The sequence below is a fragment of the Bosea sp. RAC05 genome (genome assembly GCF_001713455.1).
Taxonomy (GTDB): Bacteria; Pseudomonadota; Alphaproteobacteria; order Rhizobiales; family Beijerinckiaceae; genus Allobosea.
Map to the genome: position 1 here is coordinate 2,030,442 of NZ_CP016464.1, position 19,054 is coordinate 2,049,495.

General features: G+C 69.3%; 18 protein-coding genes. 5 read left to right on the forward strand and 13 right to left on the reverse strand.

Going from position 1 to position 19,054, the window contains the following annotated elements; genetic code table 11:
- Window positions 1–8: 8 nt before the first annotated feature.
- Complete coding sequence (locus BSY19_RS13070) at window positions 9–1,004, forward strand: NAD(P)-dependent oxidoreductase (protein ID WP_335622341.1); 996 nt, start codon at window positions 9–11, stop codon at window positions 1,002–1,004.
- A gap of 27 nt (window positions 1,005–1,031) precedes the next feature.
- Here the strand turns inward: BSY19_RS13070 and BSY19_RS13075 are convergent, their stop codons facing one another.
- Genes BSY19_RS13075 through solA form a run of 3 tightly spaced genes read right to left on the reverse strand, consistent with a single transcriptional unit; the run spans window position 1,032 to window position 4,280 of the window.
- Entirely contained in the window at window positions 1,032–2,222 is a 1,191-nt protein-coding gene (locus tag BSY19_RS13075) for a multidrug effflux MFS transporter (protein WP_069054553.1), read from the reverse strand.
- On the reverse strand, window positions 2,219–3,121 hold the full coding sequence (locus BSY19_RS13080) for a DMT family transporter (protein WP_069054554.1): 903 nt from the start codon (window positions 3,119–3,121) through the stop codon (window positions 2,219–2,221). Before BSY19_RS13080 ends, BSY19_RS13075 begins: the two co-directional genes overlap by 4 nt.
- A gap of 19 nt (window positions 3,122–3,140) precedes the next feature.
- On the reverse strand, window positions 3,141–4,280 hold the full coding sequence (gene solA / locus BSY19_RS13085; RefSeq protein WP_069054555.1) for an N-methyl-L-tryptophan oxidase: 1,140 nt from the start codon (window positions 4,278–4,280) through the stop codon (window positions 3,141–3,143).
- 269 nt (window positions 4,281–4,549) lie between these two features.
- Between solA and BSY19_RS13090 the strand changes: the two genes are divergently transcribed.
- Entirely contained in the window at window positions 4,550–6,247 is a 1,698-nt protein-coding gene (locus BSY19_RS13090; RefSeq protein ID WP_069054556.1) for a methyl-accepting chemotaxis protein, read from the forward strand.
- Window positions 6,248–6,270: 23 nt separating this feature from the next.
- Here the strand turns inward: BSY19_RS13090 and BSY19_RS13095 are convergent, their stop codons facing one another.
- The 4 genes from BSY19_RS13095 to moaA form a co-directional block, all read right to left on the reverse strand.
- On the reverse strand, window positions 6,271–7,035 hold the full coding sequence (locus BSY19_RS13095) for a hypothetical protein (protein ID WP_069054557.1): 765 nt from the start codon (window positions 7,033–7,035) through the stop codon (window positions 6,271–6,273).
- 84 nt (window positions 7,036–7,119) lie between these two features.
- Complete coding sequence (locus BSY19_RS13100; protein WP_069054558.1) at window positions 7,120–8,649, reverse strand: hypothetical protein; 1,530 nt, start codon at window positions 8,647–8,649, stop codon at window positions 7,120–7,122.
- On the reverse strand, window positions 8,639–9,226 hold the full coding sequence (locus BSY19_RS13105) for a hypothetical protein (RefSeq protein ID WP_069054559.1): 588 nt from the start codon (window positions 9,224–9,226) through the stop codon (window positions 8,639–8,641). Before BSY19_RS13105 ends, BSY19_RS13100 begins: the two co-directional genes overlap by 11 nt.
- 123 nt (window positions 9,227–9,349) lie before the next feature.
- Window positions 9,350–10,363: a GTP 3',8-cyclase MoaA gene (moaA, locus tag BSY19_RS13110; RefSeq protein ID WP_236840569.1), complete on the reverse strand. Its 1,014-nt coding sequence runs from the start codon at window positions 10,361–10,363 to the stop codon at window positions 9,350–9,352.
- Between the two features lie 187 nt (window positions 10,364–10,550).
- Between moaA and BSY19_RS13115 the strand changes: the two genes are divergently transcribed.
- Window positions 10,551–10,919 (forward strand): gamma-butyrobetaine hydroxylase family protein, encoded by a 369-nt coding sequence (locus tag BSY19_RS13115; RefSeq protein WP_069054560.1) that lies wholly within the window; start codon window positions 10,551–10,553, stop codon window positions 10,917–10,919.
- Window positions 10,920–10,940: 21 nt separating this feature from the next.
- Here the strand turns inward: BSY19_RS13115 and hpxZ are convergent, their stop codons facing one another.
- From hpxZ to BSY19_RS13145, 6 genes are all read right to left on the reverse strand, one after another.
- Window positions 10,941–11,345 (reverse strand): oxalurate catabolism protein HpxZ, encoded by a 405-nt coding sequence (gene hpxZ, locus BSY19_RS13120; protein WP_069054561.1) that lies wholly within the window; start codon window positions 11,343–11,345, stop codon window positions 10,941–10,943.
- A complete protein-coding gene (locus BSY19_RS13125) occupies window positions 11,342–12,514 on the reverse strand; it encodes an amidase (protein WP_069054562.1) in 1,173 nt (390 codons plus the stop codon). Before BSY19_RS13125 ends, hpxZ begins: the two co-directional genes overlap by 4 nt.
- A 118-nt stretch (window positions 12,515–12,632) precedes the next feature.
- The gene (locus tag BSY19_RS13130; RefSeq protein ID WP_069054563.1) at window positions 12,633–13,211 is read right to left on the reverse strand and encodes a L,D-transpeptidase; all 579 of its coding nucleotides are present in this window, start codon (window positions 13,209–13,211) and stop codon (window positions 12,633–12,635) included.
- Between the two features lie 196 nt (window positions 13,212–13,407).
- Window positions 13,408–14,733 carry an HlyD family type I secretion periplasmic adaptor subunit gene (locus BSY19_RS13135; protein ID WP_236840524.1) on the reverse strand — a complete coding sequence of 442 codons (1,326 nt, stop codon included), beginning with the start codon at window positions 14,731–14,733 and terminating at the stop codon, window positions 13,408–13,410.
- Window positions 14,730–16,562 carry a type I secretion system permease/ATPase gene (locus BSY19_RS13140; protein ID WP_236840525.1) on the reverse strand — a complete coding sequence of 611 codons (1,833 nt, stop codon included), beginning with the start codon at window positions 16,560–16,562 and terminating at the stop codon, window positions 14,730–14,732. Before BSY19_RS13140 ends, BSY19_RS13135 begins: the two co-directional genes overlap by 4 nt.
- 157 nt (window positions 16,563–16,719) lie before the next feature.
- Window positions 16,720–16,971: a hypothetical protein gene (locus BSY19_RS13145; RefSeq protein ID WP_069054565.1), complete on the reverse strand. Its 252-nt coding sequence runs from the start codon at window positions 16,969–16,971 to the stop codon at window positions 16,720–16,722.
- Between the two features lie 189 nt (window positions 16,972–17,160).
- On the opposite strand from BSY19_RS13145, the gene BSY19_RS13150 reads away from it, so the two are divergent.
- Together BSY19_RS13150 and BSY19_RS13155 are read left to right on the forward strand one after the other, a co-directional pair.
- The gene (locus BSY19_RS13150; RefSeq protein WP_069057068.1) at window positions 17,161–18,171 is read left to right on the forward strand and encodes an ornithine cyclodeaminase family protein; all 1,011 of its coding nucleotides are present in this window, start codon (window positions 17,161–17,163) and stop codon (window positions 18,169–18,171) included.
- On the forward strand, window positions 18,168–18,971 hold the full coding sequence (locus BSY19_RS13155; protein WP_150129605.1) for a phosphate/phosphite/phosphonate ABC transporter substrate-binding protein: 804 nt from the start codon (window positions 18,168–18,170) through the stop codon (window positions 18,969–18,971). The genes BSY19_RS13150 and BSY19_RS13155 overlap by 4 nt, the downstream gene beginning before the upstream one ends.
- Window positions 18,972–19,054: the final 83 nt, after the last annotated feature.

The following is a 19,054-nucleotide window of genomic DNA, read 5'->3' on the forward strand; positions in this document are numbered from 1 at the left end:
CTAGCCGCATCCCGGGCCGCTCACAACCGACACCGCGTCATCGCGCATATGCGGCAGCACAGCCGCGCGCCTTTGCAGAGGGGCAGCCGCAGGCTAAAGCCCATGACGAAATCAAAAACAGCCAAGCGGAGCGAAACATGGCCAAAGTCGCGTTCATCGGTCTCGGCGTCATGGGCTATCCCATGGCGGGTCACCTCAGGGCCAAGGGCCATGAGGTCACCGTCTACAACCGCAACCCGACGAAGGCTCAGGCCTGGGTCTCGCAGCATGCCGGCGTCTCGGCGCCGACGCCCGCCGATGCCGCCAAGGGCCAGGAGATCGTCTTCGCCTGCGTCGGCAACGATGACGATCTGCGCTCGGTGACGCTGGGCGAGCAGGGCGCCTTCGCCGGCATGGAGAAGGGCGCGATCTTCGTCGACCACACCACCGCCTCGGCCAATGTCGCGCGCGAACTCGCCGCGGCGGCCCAGGCCGGGGGCTTCGGCTTTGTCGATGCGCCCGTCTCCGGCGGCCAGGCGGGCGCCGAGAACGGCGTGCTCACCGTGATGTGCGGCGGCGAGCCCGAGGCCTACGCCCGCGCCGAGCCGGTGATCGCGGCCTACGCCCGCATGTGCAAGCTGATGGGCCCTGCCGGCTCCGGCCAGCTCACCAAGATGGTCAACCAGATCTGCATCGCCGGCCTCGTCCAGGCCCTCTCCGAAGGAGTCCATTTCGCCAAGCGCGCCGGTCTCGACGTCGAGGCCATGCTCGAGGTGATCTCGAAGGGCGCCGCCGGTTCCTGGCAGATGGAGAACCGCGGCAAGACGATGAATGCCGGCAAGTTCGATTTCGGCTTCGCCGTCGACTGGATGCGCAAGGATCTCGGCATCGTGCTGGAGGAGGCCCGCCGCAACGGCGCGCAGCTCCCCGTCACCGCGCTGGTCGACCAGTTCTACGCCGAGGTCCAGAAGCTCGGCGGCCGCCGCTGGGATACGTCCAGCCTGATCGCCCGCCTCGAGGAGTGAGGACAGGTCTGCGGCGTCGCGGCGGCCTCAGCCCCGCGCCGCCGCCCCGCGCCGGCCGAAATGGATCGCGATCATCCCGATGATCGTCAAAAGCCACATCAGCACGACGAGCGAGGGCGGCCAGATCGTCACCACGAGGCTGATCGCCACCGTCATCAGCGCGCTGAAGCCGAGTTGCAGCGCGCCCATCAGCCCGGCGGCCGAGCCGGCGAGGTCGGGCCGGGCCGAGAGCGCCTCGGCGGTCGAGCCCGGGATCGTCATGCCGTTGCCGATCGCGTTCAGCGCCAGCGGCAGGAACAGCATGATCGGCGACCAGTCCGCCCTCAGCGAGAGCGGCACGGCCACCGTCATCGCGATGGAGGAGATGACCAGCCCGAGATGGACCATGCGCGGCGCGCCGATCTTCATGACCAGCCGCGCCATCGCATAGTTGCCGACCATGTAGCCGGCCGCGTTCAGGATGAAATAGGCGCCGTAGGTGTCGCTGCCGCGCCCCATCGTTTCGACGACGATATAGGGCGCCGCCGCGATGAAGGCGAAGAAGGCGGCTGAACTGGTCGAGACCGCGATCACGTTGAGCACGAAGACGCGGTTGACGATCAGGGTCGGGAAGGCCCGGAACACGCCGAGCAGCGGTGTGCGCTCTCCCAGGTTCGGCGCCGTCTCGGGCAGTTTCACCAGGGTCAGCAAGAGCACGATCACGCCGCTGACGGTCATGAACCAGAGGATCATCCGCCAGCCGAAGGCGGTTTCGATCTGCCCGCCGAGCCAGGGCGCGATCATCGGCGCGATGACCATGACCATCGTCACGGTGGCGATCTGGCTGGCGGCCTCGTCCCGGTTGGCCGTGTCGCGGATGATCGCGCGCGAGAGCGCAAAGACGGAGCCCGAGCCGGCCCCCTCCAGGATGCGCGCCAGCAGCAGGATCTCGATCGACGGTGCGAGCGCGCCGAGCGCCGAGCCGGCGATGAACAGCGCGATGCCGGCATTGACGCAGGGACGGCGTCCGAAGCGGTCGGAGAGCGGCCCGCTGACGAGCTGGGTCAGCGCGACCGCGACCAGGAACAGCGTCAGCGCGAGCTGGATCGTGGCATAGCTCGAGCCGAAATGGCGCGAGAGCGCCGGCGCCGCCGGCGCGAGCAGGTTGAGCGCGATCGGCTGCAGGGCCGACATCGCGACCAGCACCGTCAGGGTCGGCTTCAGGGTGCTGGCGCTCATGTCGGGGGCGTGCTCGGCAGCTTGAGCTGCGACTGCGGCACCACCTGCTGCCGGTGCATGGTGTAGAGCCCGCTGGCCACGATCATCGCGATGCCGAGCCCGGCGATTGGGTCGGGCACCTCACCCCAGACCAGATAGCCCATGATCACCGCGAGGATGACGACCGAATAGCGATAGCCGGAGACCACGCCGACATCCGTGTTGCGATAGGCGCTGATGATGCAGATGCTGCCGGCGGCCATCAGCGCCGCCGCGGCGGCGACATAGGACGTCTCGCGCCGCCAGACCGGCTGCCAGACCTCCAGCAGCCCGTAGCCGCAGGCCACGACCCCGACGATGGCCGTCGTCATCAGCGCGATCACGGTGGAGGGGATCTCGTTGCCGATCTTGCGCGTCAGCAGGTCGCGGCCGGCGGCGAGGCAGGCACTCGCCAGCGCCACCAGGGCCGCGGCGTTGAAGGAATCGGTGGCGGGCCGCAGGACGACCAGCACCCCGCAGAACCCGATGAAGACCGCGGCGGTGCGGCGCCAGCCGACGCGCTCGATCCGCAGCACCACCGCGAGCACGACGATGATGATCGGCGATGCCAGCAGGATGGCGGTGACGTCGGCCAGCGGCATCTCGGCCAGCGCCCAGATGAAGGTCAGCGTCACCCCGGCGTCGATCAGCCCGCGCAGCAGCACGATCGGCCGCAGCGCGAGGCGCAGCTTGCCGCCCTCCCGGAAGGCGAGGACCAGGCCGAGCGCGATGATCAGGGCGAAGCCCGTCCGCAGCGTGATCGCCTGGCCCGCCGGATAGACCTCGCGGGCGAGCTTCATCAGCGCGTCGTTGCAGACGAACAGCGCCATTGCGGCCAGCATGGCGATGATTCCGCGTCGGTTCTGCTCGGGGCTGGCCACGCGGCTGGTTTCTTTCGTCTCAGGCCGCGAAGCGCGCCAGCGAGAAGGGCGCGAGGTCGAAGCGCGAGCGGCCGCTGTCGGACAGATCGGCCAGGATCTCGCCGATGGCGCTGGCGAATTTGAAGCCATGCCCCGAGCAGCAGGAGGCGAAGACCGCCTGCGGCACGCCCGGCACGCTGTCGATGATGAAGTCCTCGTCCGGCGTCACGCTGTAGACGCAGCCCTTCAGCGTCAATGGCTCGCCCGCCGCATTCGGCAGGTAGCGGGCGAGGCAGGCGCGGATCAGCTCGACCTGCCGGGAGCTCGGCGTGCGGTCGTCCTCGCGCGGGTCCATCGGCTCGCGCCCGAAATGCGGCCCGCCCAGCTTGAAGCCGGGATGTTCGTAGAGCGGGAAGCCGTAGAAATGGCCTTCCTCGACCGTGAGGATGAACACCGGGAAGACGCCCTCGCGATAGAGCTCGGGCTTTCGCGTGGTGAACCAGCCGATTGCCTGGCGGACCGTCGTCACCGTCCGGGCCAGCGAAGGCACCGCGTCGGCGATCCAGCCGCCCGAGGTGATGACGAGTCGCCCGGCGCTGTAGGTGCCGCGCGCCGTCCTGACCGTCACGCCGCCGTCGGCGGTCGGCGCCCAGTCGAGCATCGGCTCGTTGGTGCGGATATCGGCGCCGCGCGACTGGGCGAGCCCGACATGGGCGAAGATCGCCTTCTCGGAGGCGACGAAGCCGCCGCCGGGCTGCCACAGCCCGATGTGGCCAGACGGGAGCGAGAAGCCCGGGAACCGCCGCGCGATCTCCTGGCCGTCGAGTTGCTCGTGCTCGAGCCCATGGTCCAGGCAGGATTGCAGCGAGGCTTCGACCTCGCCGGAGCCTGCCGGCGCGAGATCGAGCGACCCTGTGACGTGCAGCAGCTTCAGCCCGGCCTCGTCGCCCGTCTTCTGCCAGAGCTCATGCGCGCGCTGCACGATCGGCACATATTTCGAGCCTTCGAAATAGGCCAGCCGGATGATCCGCGTCAGCCCGTGCGAGGAGCCCATGGTGTGGCCGAGGTCGAAGCGCTCCAGCCCCAGCACGCGCAGGCCGCGCTGCGCCAGATGCCAGCAGGCGGCTGAGCCCATGGCGCCGACACCCGCGACGATCACGTCATAGCTGTTGCTGTTCATCTCGGCGCTCGTGGGAAAGCGGGAAAGAGGAGGAGGGGACCGGTACGCGGACGAAGCGCCGGTTCCGGAGGCTTACAGGCACAGGCCGGGGCGGTCCATGCTCGCCAGCGCGTCCGGGCACCGACTCCAACACAATGGTCAGTCTTTCTTAACGTTGATGAACCATAAGGAACTGCGGGGCGAAGGGACTGGATGGGCTGATGCAGGGCAGGGTTCGACGCTGGCTGAGCCGTCGAAGCCAGGCGCGCACCGCTGGGCCCGCGGCGGCCATGGAGGCATTGCCTGCAGCCGCGCCGCTCCCCGCCGAAATCGTTACCCTCGCCGATCGCGAAGCTGTCTCCGTGCTCGAGCAGGATGTCGTGGCGGCGATGCGGCGGCTGGCCACGGATCTCGGCCGCGCCGAACAGTTCTCGACACAGTCCGAGACGCGCTCCGGCGCGATTCACGACAGCGTCCTGGCGATGCGGGAGGCCACCGCCACCGCCAGCGCCAACTCGGCCGCGCTGGTGACCGCCTCGCAGCAGGTCTCGGAATCCGCCGAGGAGATCGGCTGCTCCATGAGCCATGCGCGCGAGCGCCTCGATGCCGCCGCGATCCGTGCCGGTGAGGCGACGGAGATGATGACGGGCCTCGCCAAGGCGACGGCCGAGATCCGCGGCATCGTCGATTCGATTGCCGAGATCGCCCGCCAGACCAATCTGCTCGCCCTGAACGCGTCGATCGAGGCCGCCCGGGCGGGGGAGGCCGGCCGCGGCTTCGGCGTCGTCGCGCAGGAGGTCAAGGTCCTCTCCGTCGAGGTGCGCGAGGCCGTCGACCATATCCGCAACCGCGTCGACCGGCTGACCCAGGCGGCGCACGGGTCGGCCGCGATCGTGACCGATGCGCTGCAGATGGTGCGTGACGTCAATCCCGTCATCGCCGCCATCGGCCATGCCTCGCAGGAGCAGGCGGCGGCCACCGCCGAACTGTCGCGCAATGCCGGCGAGACGGCCCGTTTCGTCGAGACCGTCGCCGAGCGCGTGGCGGAGATCGACCGCGTCGCCCTGTCGGCCGCGACCGAGAGCGCCAGCGCCCGCAAGGCGACGGCCCGGGGCGCCAGTCTGGCCGGCGGGATGCTGCGCCGCTTCATCCCGACCTTGCGGCACTCCTCCTTCGCCGACCGGCGCCAGCATGACCGCTTTCCCGCCGAGCATCCGGTCGAGGTCCGGCTCGGCGCCCGTCACTTCGGCAGCCGGACGATCGATATCGGCCGTGGCGGTGCGTTGATCGCCCGTCCCGAGCAGGGCGAACTCGCGCCCGGCCTCTGTGGCAGTCTCGCCATCGCCGATCTGCCGCCGATGCCCTGCCGGCTGGCGGCGGTCAGCGATCTCGGCCTGCACATGGCGTTCGACGACCAGAGCTTCGAGCATGCCCGGCTGCTCGACGAACTGCTCGAGCGGACCGAGAGCGGCTATCGGCCGCTCATCGAACGCACCCATGCCTTCGCCGCCGCCGTCGAGGCCCTGTTCTCGGAGGCCCTGGCGCGCGCCCGACTGAGCGAGGGCGATCTGTTCGATGTCGACTATGTCGCCATCGCCGAGACGGACCCGCAGCAACACCGCAACCGCGCCCTGGCGGTGCTGGAGGAGATCCTGCCGCCGCTGCTGGCGCGGTCCATCGCGTCCGACCCTCGGCTGCTCTTTACCGTTGCGATCGACCGCAACGGCTACATTCCCGTCCACAACGCGGCCTATGCGCTGCCGCAGCGGCCGGGCGATCCGGTCTGGAACGCGGCGCATTCCCGCAACCGGCGCATCTTTGACGATCGTGCCGGCATCGCGGCGGCGCGTTCGGTGCGCCCCTTCCTCGTCCAGTCCTATCTGCGCGACATGGGCGGCGGGGTCCACGAGATGGTGCGCGAGGTCGATGCTCCCGTGCGCATCAACGGCCGCCACTGGGGCGGCGTGCGCATGGCCTACGGGATGTAGACGGGCGCTCGGGCCGCTTTGGCTCAGAGCCGCTCCCAGACGACGGCAACGCCGGCGCCGCGCAAGGCCTGCTGCCAGAGCGTGCTCGCCTGTTCGAGCCGCGTCGGATCATAGACGCCCTGAACCTGGTGGACCTGCAGCTTCCAGTCCCGCGCCCCCGACTCCTGCCAGACCTTGGTGACGAGGCGTTTGAGCCGTTCGGGATCGCGCGTCGCCGGATTGCTGCCGAAGACCGAGAACTGCCCCGAGTTCTGCAGCATGTCCGAGACCAGGACGAGCGACTTGTCGCCCTCGCGGACCCGCGTCTCGGGGCGCGACACCACGTCGCCGACCGCCTCCACGATCGGCGAGAGATTGCCCTTCGCCGGCTGCGTCAGCACCGCCAGCGCCTCGTCGAGCGGCCGCCCGAACTTCTCCACCCAGCGGATGTAGTCGCGCCGCGGATTGCCGATCAGCTCGCTCGCCGTGCGCCCGGGGTTGCACAGCGACAGCAGGGGCGGAAAACCGGGCTCGAAGGCGTCGTTGAAGACGTAGATCGAGAGCATCCGGTCCGCGGGCAGGCCGTCGCCGATCTGCTTGACCAGCCGCTTCAGGCGCCCGGCCTGGACCTCGCTCCACGGATCGCTCTTGTCGACGAGGACCAGCGTGTGGCCGACGGCCCCGGATTTGAGGCACAGCGAGTCGGGGTCGCGCGGCGGGCCCTTCAGCAGCGACGGTGCGGCGAAGAAGCCGACCAGCGCGACGCCCGCCAGGATCGAGGCGACGATCGCCCAGCTTTCGCTCTTCATGGCTTCTGTCTCAGTCCTTCGAGCCTCGGAAACACCGGGCGTCATCCCGGGCCTGCCCCGGGATCCATCATGGAGCGCAGGGTCCTATGATGGATTCCGGAGCTCCGCTTCGCTGCGTCCGGGATGACGGTGTGGTTCGGATACCTGACGAGAATTGTCGCGAGCAATGGCGGCGAAATCCGCATGGATCTGTCGCCGCGTCGCCTCGTCCTGCTCGAACGCGTCGCGTCCGGCCTCGGCGGCCCGCGCCTTCAGTCGCTCGATCTCGCCGGCGAGATCGAGCCCCCGGACCAGCGCAAGCTGTTCGCGCAGCTTCGCCTCCACCAGCGCCGGCATGGTGGCGAGCTGCCGCTCGAAATCGTCGATCAGTCCCCGCAGCGCCACATACTCCGCCAGCGGCGTCGGCTGGTCGATGTCGGCGACGTTCAGGGTCTGCGAAAAATAGGCGGGCGGCATGTCGGTCCGCACCCGCAGATTGGCCTCGCGATACTGCATGAGGGCGGCATCCTTGGCCGCGCGCAGCTGGCCGAGCCGCGCCGCGTAGAGGTCGCGGGCTTCTTCGGCCGCCGCTCTCGAGGCCTGGAGGCGGCTGCTCTCGCGGGCGCAGTCCTCCTTGAAGCCGTCGATGCGCGAGCGCAGGGCTTCCAGCTCGGGCAGAAGCGCGACATCGAGACGGCGCCGCTCCTCCTCGACCGCCTCCCAGCGCTGCCGCCAGCGCTTGTAGGCGCTGCCATGGCCCGGATAGCTGCCGAAGGCGGAATAGCCCTTCACCGCGGCGGCGAAGGCGACGATGCAGCCGATGATGACGAGCGCGGCCGATTTCAGCTCGGCGATGGCGAAGGGGCTCTCCAGCAACCGCGGCAGCACCTGGAGCGAGCGCGCATCGGGCGTCGCGATCAGCATCTCCCGGTAGTGCCCGACGGCGAGGTTGAACATCACGATCAGGATGATAAGGCCGACATAGGCGGGCAGGGCCCAGAACAGATGCGTGGCGCGCACATGCTGGCAGTAGCGCGCCGGCCCGAGGCCTACGAGGAATCCGAGCGCGATGTTGAGCGCCGAGATGATGACGGCGGTCGCCGCCCCGCCGACCAGGCCGAACTCGCTCGCCTCCGCGAAGAAATTGCCGTTGAGCAGGCTCTCCAGCGTCAGCGGCACGATCAGGAACAGCAGGATGAACTGCCATTTGTCGACCTTGGGGTCGGCCGTGCGCTTGTGGATGTAGCTGAAGTACTCGTATTCGCGCTTGGCCCGCAGCGCGTCGTAGACGCGCTGTTCCAGCTCCCCGCCATGGCGGTTGAGCAGCGCGTGCATCGAGGCCTCGATCGAGCGGATGCGGCCCTCATAGCGCTCCTGCGTGAAGGCTTCCCGCCGGGCGGCGATCTCGGCCTGGAGGCCGTTCAGGGTCGCCGAGGCCTCCTGGCGGATCGCCGTGAACAGCTCGATCACCCGCGCCAGCAGCGTCATTTCCGTCTGCGAGGGCACGGCGGAGGAGGGCGCGGGCTGGTTCTCCAGCGCGTCGGCGGCGCCGTGGCGGCCGGCCTCGACCACCTCCGCCAGATAATGGGCCGTGATTGGCGGCAGCGCCCCGCCTGCGCTGCGCTCAGAGGCCATGGGCGCCTCGGCGGATGAAGCGCCGCGCCTCGACGACGTCGACATGGAAATCGCGGAATCCCGGCCGGGCCGGGTTGCGATAGCAGCGCTCGAACCAGATCGTCAGCGCCAGCAGCAGCGCGGTGATGGCGAAGACCGCCAGGCCATCGGCCCGCAGCGCGGCGTCGTCGCGCAGCAGGGCAATTGCGGTGGCCACGGCCAGGATGGTCGAGAACGCGAGCAGCACCGCGCTGCGGTGGCGGCCGACCTCGCGGGCGATCTGCAGCAGCGCCGCGAGGGCGGCCGTCGCGGCGAAGGCGGCGAGTTCGAGGACGAGCACGCCGGCCAGGGTGGCCCCGATCGCCGCGCCGAGTCCGCTGGGAGAGGCCGGCGACAGCGCGAGATGCACGCTACGGGCGCAGAGGCCCGCCAGGACGAAGCAGAGGCCGCACAGCAGGCCGACCACGACGGCGAGCAGCGCCAGGCGTGGCCACAGGCGCAGCGCCATGATCGCCAGATGCGCGATCTGCAGGTCGAGCACGAAGCCCCGGACGGATCGTCCGATCGCCCCCAGCCGGAACAGCAGTCTCCTGATCATCAAACGCTCGCAACCTCCACGCTCCCGCAACCGTCGGACCTTTGGCGAGGGGCGTCAAGGCGCCGTTGCGCGCGAAAAGACGCGCCAAACCTGCCCTAGGGGAAGCAAAATGGCCTGACGGCGTCAGCCGCCGGTGACGCTCATATGGCGCCCGACGGCGGGTTTCGCGCGGCGGCGGTCGATGACGAAGTCGTGGCCCTTGGGCTTGCGCGAGATCGCCTCTTCCATCGCCTTGTGCAGCAGCGCGTCGTCGCCGGAGGCGCGCAGCGGTGCGCGCAGATCGGCGGCGTCCTCCTGGCCGAGGCACATGTAGAGCGTGCCCGTGCAGGTCAGACGCACGCGGTTGCAGCTCTCGCAGAAGTTGTGCGTCAACGGCGTGATGAACCCGATCAGCCCACCGGTCTCCTGCACCCGGACATAGCGGGCCGGCCCGCCGGTCCGGTAGGGATCCTCGACCAGGTTGTAGCGGTCCATCAGCCGGGCCCGCACCACGGAGAGCGGCAGGAACTGGTCGATCCGCCCGGGCTCGATCTCGCCCAGCGGCATCACCTCGATCAGCGTCAGGTCCATGCCGAGACCATGCGCCCAAACCATAAGGCTCTCGATCTCGTCCTCGTTGACGCCCTTCAGCGCAACCGCATTGATCTTGACCCGCATCCCGGCCTTGCGCGCCGCCTCGATGCCGCCGAGCACCTTGTCGAGATCGCCCCAGCGCGTGATCTGGCGGAACTTGTCGGGGTCGAGCGTGTCGAGCGAGACGTTGATCCGCCGCACGCCGTAATCGGCCATTTCCTGCGCATAGCGGTCGAGCAGGGAGCCGTTCGTGGTCAGCGTCAGCTCCTCCAGCGCGCCCGTGGCGAGATGCCGCGAGAGCGAGCGGAACAGGCTCATCACGTCGCGCCGCACCAGCGGCTCGCCACCGGTCAGGCGCAGCTTGCGCGTGCCCCGCGCCACGAAGGCCGTGGCCAGGCGGTCGATCTCCTCCAGCGTCAGCAGGTCGCGCTTGGGCAGGAAGGTCATGTCCTCGGACATGCAGTAGACGCAGCGGAAATCGCAGCGATCCGTCACCGAGATGCGCAGATAGGAGATGTCGCGGCCGAACGGATCGGTCAGCACGGGCCGCGCCAGGGGCGCGATACCCGTCCGTGCGGTGGCATCTGGCAGGGAGCTGTCGAGGAGCACGATCGGCGTCTGTCCGTTCGGTCACCGGGTCTGCGGCGGCGCGCCGCTCATCCCGGCATTGCGTTGAGCCGCAGACATTGGCATTGCAGCCGCCGAGGTCAAGCGCGGCGATCGTCGCGGCCCGCCGGCGGAGAGCCCCATCATGTCGTCCTGGCCGACCGAGATCCGTCTCTCGAAGGACCGTCGCACCCTGCACGTCTCATTCGACGACGGGGCGAGCCACGCGCTGGCCGCGGAACTGCTGCGGGTCGAAAGCCCCTCGGCCGAGGTTCAGGGCCATGGCCCGACGCAGAAGAAGACCATCCCGGGCAAGCGCGAGGTCGAGATCCTCAAGGTCGAGCCGGTCGGTCACTATGCCGTGAAGCTGACCTTCGACGACATGCACGACACCGGCATCTTCGGCTGGGACTATCTGCGCGAGCTCGGCGAAACCGGCGAGGCGAAGATGCAGGCCTATTGCGACGCGCTGGAGGCGCAGGGCCTCTCCCGCGAGCCGCTGCGCCGCCGCTGAGACGGCGCGCCGGCTTGCGGCTCAGTAGAGCTTCAGCCCGTCCATGGTCGAGACATGGGCGGAGATCACCTTCCAGCCCAGCTCCGGGAAGCGGACCCAGCTCTGGCTCTGCCGGCCGATCAGGTCGCGCCCGCGCACCTTGAACTCGAGGTTCACGGTGGCGATGTCGCGGCCCAGCGTCAGGATCTCCAGCCGGATGCGCTTTTCCTTGATGCCCGGGCCCGGCGGGCGCGCGACGCGGTGGGCGTGAATCTCGTCGAAGCCGTAGCCGTTCTCGTGCAGCGCGTAGCGGATCGTGTGCGGGCTGTTCCAGAAGGTTGCGTCGAGCACATCGACGTTCTTGTCGATCAGCGCCTGCTCATAGGCCTCGAACAGCGCCGAGACCTCGGCGACGATTTCGGGCCGGTTGGGGGTGAGATCGGTCATGCGGCTTCTCCCATGGCGCGGGCGACGGCGATCAGCGTGGCGTCGGTGCCGCGTCCGCCGATGATGGAGAGGCCGACAGGGGCCCCGTTGACGGTCGCGCCGGGCAGGCTGACCTGCGGCGAGCCCGTGAGCCCGCCCTGCGCGCAGAGGCAGCTGATCCGGTCCTTCAGCGGCTGCAGCGCCGGCTGAGAGAGCCCGCGCAGCGGCGCCGGGAAGGCGGTCGTCGGCAGGCACAGGATCGTGCCCGGCGGCAGCAGCTGGCGCAGCCGCGCGCGCGCCTCCAGCCGCATCATCTCGGCCCATTGCCGCTCGCCCTCCGGCATCCGCGCGCCGTTGAGCAGGCCGGCTGCGACGCTGAAGGCCATGCGCGGATTGGCGGTCTCGACCCAGTGGCGGAAGGTGTTCCAGGCCTCGACCGGCTGCAGCGTCCGCTGCGCCCGCGCCCAGACCGAGAGCCCCTGCGGCGCCATGATCTCCTCGCGGACCTCGCCGACGATCCGGCTCAGCCGCGCGACCATGGGCTGGAGCGCTTCCGCCACCTCCGGATCGGCGAAGGCGAAGGCATCCGTCGCGATCAGCAGCCGCGTCGGCAGCGCGCCCGGCGCCTCGCCCAGCAGCGCGGTGGAGACGCGGGCGAAGGTCTCGGCATCGCGCGCGAACCAGCCCGTGGTGTCTGAACTCGGCGCCTGCGGCAGCATGCCGGTCGTGTCCACGCGGCCATGCGTCGGGCGGATGCCGTAGAGCCCGCAGAAGCTCGCGGGCACGCGCACCGAGCCGCCGGTGTCGGTGCCGAGCGCGGTGTCGCACAGCCCCGCCGCGACGGCGGCGGCCGAACCCGACGACGAGCCGCCGGGCACGCGCTCCGGCGCCGCGGTGTTGATCGGGGTGCCGTCGAAGGCGTTTTCGCCGAGGATGCCGAGCGAGACCTCGTCGGTAATCGTCTTGCCGACGAAGCTGGCGCCGGCGTCGAGCAGGGTCTGGACGGCCCAGCCGTGGTGCTGAGGCTCGGGATTGACCAGCGCCCAGTCATGGTTGCCGCCGCCGGTCGGCAGGCCGGCGACGTCGAACAGATCTTTCACCGCGAAGCTCAGCCCGTCGAGCGGCCCCCCGGCCTTTCCAGCAATCGGCACCAGGGTGCCAGGTACGAAGGCGTTGACGATGTCGTCCATGATCGATCCTGACAGAGGCCGGGCCCATCTGCACGCAAGCAGGATGCCAGCCCGGGGCGCCAATGAAAAAGGGCCGCCCCGGAGGACGGCCCTTTCGGAAGGGAGCGGACGTCTCGGCTCAGCGCGCGACGACGACGCGGGTGCCGACCTTCACGCGCTCGTAGAGGTCGATCACGTCCTCGTTGAGCATGCGGATGCAGCCGGAGGAGACGGCCTGGCCGATCGTCTCCGGCTCGTTCGAGCCGTGGATGCGGTAGAGCGTCGAGCCGAGATAGAGCGCGCGGGCGCCCATCGGGTTCTCCGGGCCACCGGGCATGAAGCGCGGCAGGTCGGGGCGGCGCTTCAGCATCTGGGCCGGCGGCGTCCAGGTCGGCCATTCCTGCTTGCGGGTGATGCTCTGCGAGCCGGCCCAGTCGAAGCCGGGGCGGCCGACGCCGACGCCGTAGCGCATCGCCTTGCCGTCCGGCATGACCAGATACAGGCGGCGCTCGCTGGTGTTGATCACGATCGTCCCGGGGCGCTGCTTGCCGTCATAGGAGACGATCTCGCGCGGGATCGCGGTGGCCTGCGCCTTGGCCGGATCTTCGAACACGAACAGCGGCTGGCGCGTCAGCGGGTCGATCTCGGCGCGGGCGGTGGTCGCGAGGGCGAGCAGGCCAAGACCACTCAGCGTGGCCATACGGAAGAAGCGGTTCATCGGGACCTCGGGCGGCGGCAAGAAGGGAGCGGACGGCAAAAAGCTGACGCGAAAACGTCAACATCTCCTCAATTTTCTGTCAGAGTCCGGCCACAGGCGCAATCCGGGCCACATCACATCGGTGCGATCCACAGGGCTTTGCAGGGCCTCGTTGCGTGCCGGCAACATGCCGCGCCCGCCTGTCGCCCTCTCGCGCTCAGCGTTCCCGGAAAGTCCTGGCGAACTGGTCCATCAGCGGCTTGACGATGAATGCCAGCGGCGTGCGATCCTCGGTCTTGACGAAGACGTCGGCCTGCATCCCCGGCGCGACCTGGAGAGGCGCCAGGCGGGCCAGTTCCGTCGCGGGAATCGACACGCGGATGGTGTAGAAGACGGCGCCGGTCTGCTGATCCCGGACCGTGTCGGGCGAGATGCGGCTGACCGTTCCCGCGAGTTCGGGCGTCTGGCGCTGGTTGAAGGCGCGAATCTTGACCTGCGCCGGGCTGCCGGGCGCGAGCTGGTCGATGTCGGGCGGATTGACCCGAGCCTCGACCTGGAGCGCCTCCTCGAACGGGACGATCAGCAGCGCCGGCTCGGCGGGGCTGATCACGCCACCGACGGTGTGCACGGCCAGCTGGTGGACGAAGCCGGCATTGGGCGCGCGGATGTCGATGCGTTTCAGCTGGTCTTCGGCCGCGACGCGGCGCTCGATCAGTTCGGCGCTCTTGCTCTGGATCTCGCGCAGCTCCTTCATCACCTCCTCGCGCAGCGTGTCGTCGATCTGGAAGATCTGGAGCTGCGTCTCCGCGATCTTGCCCTCGCTTTGCGCCACGGAGGCGATCAATTGCCCGCGCTGCCCGTCGAGGTTGGCCGCCTCACGCTCCAGCGCGGTCTTGCGGCTCAGGGAGACGAGGTTCTTCTCGTAGAGCTGCGCCACGGCCGCCAGCTCGATTTCGATCAGCGTGGCCTGGCGGTCCCGCGCGTGCTGCTGTGCGCGGGCTCCGGCGATCTCGTTTTCGAGCTGGCTCATGCGCCGGGCGAGCTGCGCCTTCAGTCCCTCCCGCGCGGCCCGCCGCGCGACGAAAAGCGCCTGCTCGGCGGCGACCAGCTCCGCGATCTCCGGCTCGCTGATCCGCCCGGCCAGCTCGGGCGGGATGGTGATGCGCTCGCGCCCGTCGCGCTCGGCCTCGATGCGCCCACGCCGCGCCGCGAACTCGCTGAGCTGCTTGGTCACGATCTGCAGGTTGGCGCGTGCGATCGTGTCGTCGAGCCGGATCAACAACTGGTTTTGCTCGACGCGATCGCCTTCGCGGACCTTCAACTCGCCGACGATGCCGCCGGTTGCGTGCTGAACCTTCTTGACGTTGCCATCGACCACGAACTGGCCGGTCGCGATGACGGCGCCCGAGAGCGTCGTCGTCACCGCCCAGACGCCCAGCGTGCCGGCAAACAGGAGCACGCCCGCACTCCCCATAACGGTGAGCCTGCGCAGCGAGCGCCGGAACTCGGAGGATTCGTCATCCTGCTGGCGTGGTCGCATCATGACGCCGCCGTCTGGCGTTGCACGCCCGGCAGCCCGCCCTGCTTCATGATTTTCTGGAGGATCTCTTCCTTGGGGCCGAACGCCTTGCAGCGTCCGTCCTGCATCATGGCGATATGGTCGACGCCGGCGATGGCCGTCTGGCGATGGGTGACGACGATGACGATGCCGCCGCGTGCCCTGACGCCCCTCACGGCCGCGGTCAGCGCCTCGTCGCCGGCCTGATCGAGATTGGAGTTCGGCTCGTCGAGCACGACGAGGAAAGGATCGCCATACAGCGCGCGCGCCAGGCCGACACGCTGCCGCTGGCCGGCCGACAGCGAGGCGCCGCCTTCGCCGATCCGGGTGTCGTAGCCCTTCGTGAGCTTGACGATGAGGTCGTGCGCGCCGGCCGCCTGGGCGGCGGCGACGACCGAGGCGCCGCTGGCGTCGGGATCGAAGCGGGCGATGTTCTCCGCGACCGTGCCCTCGAACAGCTCGATATCCTGCGGAAGATAGCCGATGTGACGCCCGATCTCCTGCGGGTCCCACTGATCGAGACTGGCCCCGTCGAGCCGGACGTCGCCCTTCAGAGCCGGCCAGGCGCCGACGAGTGTGCGCACCAGCGTCGATTTGCCTGAGGCGCTGGGGCCGACGATGCCGAGACCCTGCCCGGCCTCGAGCCGCAGCGAAACCCCGGTGAGGATCGGGGTCTGCAGGCCCGGCGCCGCGACGATCAGGTTTTCCGCGCTGAGCGCGCGCGTAGGCGCAGGGAGCGCCATGCGGTCCCGCTGTTCGAATTGCGGAGCGCCCAGCACCTGCTTCAGGCGTGTCAGGCTCTGCCGGGCCGCGACGAAACCCTTCCAGTGCGCGACGGCGATCTCGATCGGGGCCAGCGCGCGCGAGGTCATGATCGAGGCCGCGATCATCGCGCCACCCGTCAGCTCGCCAAGGATGACGAGGTAGGCACCCAGCCCCAGAACAGCCGATTGCAGCATCAGGCGAAACACCTTGGCGAAGGCGCCGAGCCCGCTGGTGGCATCGGAGCCGGCGAGCCAATCACGCACATGGCGCCGGTTGGCCTGGCGCCATTGGGCCTGGAAGGCCGGCCCCATGCCCATGGCGGTCATCGCCTCGGCGTTGCGGCGGCTGGATTCGGCGATGCCTTGCCGTGCCAGGCCGCTGCCCATCATCGCTCGCGTCGCCTCGCGGCTTCCGGCTTCCGTCAGATAGGTCAGCACCACCATCACGACGCCGCCTGCCACCGTCAGCCAGCCGAGCCAGGGATGCAGCAGGAAACAGCCGGCGAAGAACAGCGGCATCCACGGCATGTCGAAGAACGCCGTGGGCCCTAGAGACGAGAGAAAGCCGCGAATCTGGTCGAGGTCGCGGATCGGCTGCAGCGCCTTGTCCGCGCCGAAGCCGAGCAGTGGCAACCTTTGGGTCGCGGCGAAGGCCGCGGGTGAAACCTGTTCGTCGAAGCGCGCGCCGATCCTCGCCAGCATCCGCACCCTGATCGCGTCGAGGAACCCTTGCAGGCAATAGGCTGCCAGCAGCAGCAGGGAGATGCCGACCAGCGTGGCGACGCTGCGCGAGTTCAGCACACGGTCATAGACCTGCAGCATGTAGAACGACGCCGACAGCATCAGAATGTTGACGATGCCGGAGAACAGCGCCACCGCCGTCAAGGCGCCGCGGCATGAGGACAGCGCCGAGACGACGATCGTTTTCGGCGCGGCGCCTGTTGAATGCCTGTCGTGCATCAAGTCCGCGCCCTGTCGGCGACTAGCCTGGAGCGCAGGAGCCTGGGCACGCGGTTGCACAACGAGCAGTCGATCATGTTTCTGAAGCATGTCCAGAGTATCGCGAAAGGCGCAGGAGCGGCAAGCGCTTCGGGCCTGCTGTCGGGCTGGTTAGCATAGGATTCCTGATGCGGCACGGCTGCCGTCATCTCTTTGAAGGATGTGGCTGCGCTTCGCAGGTTGTCCCACCCGTGACTGGCGACTGGCCTCAGATCTCGCGATCGGCGATCCCGAAGCTGTGCAGCAGCTGTGTCCGGTCCATGCAGCTCACGTCGTAGGTCACGGCGCGGCCCTTGAGTTCCGGCCGCTGCGCGAGTTTGCGCGTCATCTCGGTCGCGATCGCGTCGATGCGCGCCTCGCAGGCCTCGATGCTGGTGAACTGCGTCTCTGCGACGCGGGCGAAGGTGCATGTCGGCTCGCCCGCGACGCAGGCGAGGATGATCATGGTGAAGGCGTCCATGCGATGTCCTAAACCGAGCGTGATTGTTCCCCCGCGGCGGGCCGCAGCAAGGACCTTGCCAGCGTCGCGGGCAGCGCGGGCGCTCCGCCCGCCAGGCATGCGCTGGCGCGCCGAAAGCCCGTGGCGGCAGGCGCGGGGCGTGTATTGTCGGGCGTCACCCGCCCCCGAACCGTCGCCGAGGTCTGCCGCGTGTCCCACCCGCCGCTCTATATCGACTTCCTCAACGCGCTCGACGTCGAGGCGCTCAAGCTCACCGATGCGGAGATCATTGCCGCCGTCGAGGCCGGTCTTGCCGCGCAGGGGCGCGGCCAGACCGAGATCGAACCGCGCGTCCATCTGATGCCGAAGGCCGGCGCCAACGGCCATTTCAACGTGCTGCGCGGCGCCTTCCGGGCGCCGATCGCCCGCGCCGGGGTCAAGGTGATCGGCGACTACGTCGACAACTACAAGCAGGGCCTGCCCTCCGAGATGGGGCTGCTGTTGCTGATGGACCCGCTGACCGGCGTGCCGACCGCGATCGTCGACGGCAGCCATCTCACCGATATGCGCACCGGCGCGATCACCGCGATCGGTGCCAAGTATCTCGCCCGCAAGGGCTCCAAGGTGCTGGGGCATGTCGGCGCCCGCGGCACCGCCTACTGGAACGTGCGGCTGCTCGATTCCCTGTTCGATTTCGACGAGATCCGCGTCCATTCCCGTCGCCCGGAAAGCCGCGAGGCCTTCGGGGCCCGCCTCTCGGCCGATCTCGGCAAGCGCGTGGTCGTCACGCAGGATTGGCAGAGCTGCGTCGAGGGCGCCGACATCGTCGTCGAGGCCTCCCGGCTGAACGCGCCGGAGCCGATGCTGAAGACCGACTGGATCAAGCCCGGCGCCTTCGTCGTGCCCTATGGCACGATGAGCGCGGTCGAGCTCTCGCTGACCGACATCATGGACAAGCTCGTCGTCGACGATTGGGGCCAGTGCAAGGGCGGCCCCTTCGGCAGCCTGCGCGCCCATGTCGAGGCCGGCAAGCTCTCCGAACAGACGCTCCATGCCGAGATGGGCCAGATCGTCGCCGGCCTGAAAGCCGGTCGCGAGCGCGACGACGAGACCATCCTGTTCTGGCACCGAGGCCTCTCGCTCTCGGACATCGCGCTCGGCCATTTCATGCTGGAGAAGGCCAAGACCATGGGCCTCGGCCAGAGGCTGCGCTACGCGTGAGGCTCATTGCCAACGCCCGCATGTATGCCGTCGATGCCGCGACGGCGGCGACCTGGACGGCGCTCTTCGCCCGCATCGCGCAGATGGCCGGCGTGCCGCTCACGGTCATCCCGCATGCCGCACCGGCGCCGCTGGAGGACCTCTGGCGCCGCGCCGATCTCGGCCTCGCCTTCATCTGCGGCTATCCCTTCGCGCGCGGTGGCTTCCCCGTAAGGCTTGTCGCCGCGCCCGTTCCCGCCTCGGGCGATGGCCGCCCGCTCTACGCGAGCCATCTCGTCGTGCGGGCCGACAGCGACATCGCCACGCTCGCGGACAGCTTCGGCCGCCGCCTCGGCTGGACGGTTGCGCATTCGCAATCGGGCTTCAACGCGCTGCGCACGCATCTGCTGCCGCACTGGCAGGCGAGGGGGCCGCTCTATGCGAAGAGTATCGGCCCGCTGCTGACGCCGCGGCGCGTCATTGATGCGCTGCTGGCCGACGAGATCGATATCGGCCCGCTCGATTCCTACTTCCATGATCTGCTGCGGGCGGCTGAGCCGCAGACTGCCGCGCGGCTGCGTATCGTCGAAACGACGGCGCTGCGCCCGATGCCGCTGCTGGTCGCCTCGGACGGCGTCGGGGAGGCGGTCGTCGCGCGGTTGCGGGCGGTGCTGCTGGCCGCGCATCAGGACGAGGAGGCAGGCGCGATCCTCGCCCGGTTGCGGCTGTCCGGCTTCGCCGCCGTTGAGCCGCAAGGCTACCGCGTGCTGGTCGAAGAGGCGGACGCGGCGGATGCCGCCGGTTACCTCCTGCCGGGCTGAGGCGAAACGGGCCGTCATTGCGAGCGCAGCGAAGCAATCCAGGGGCCACCGAGCGAGCCGGCCTGGATTGCTTCGCTGCGCTC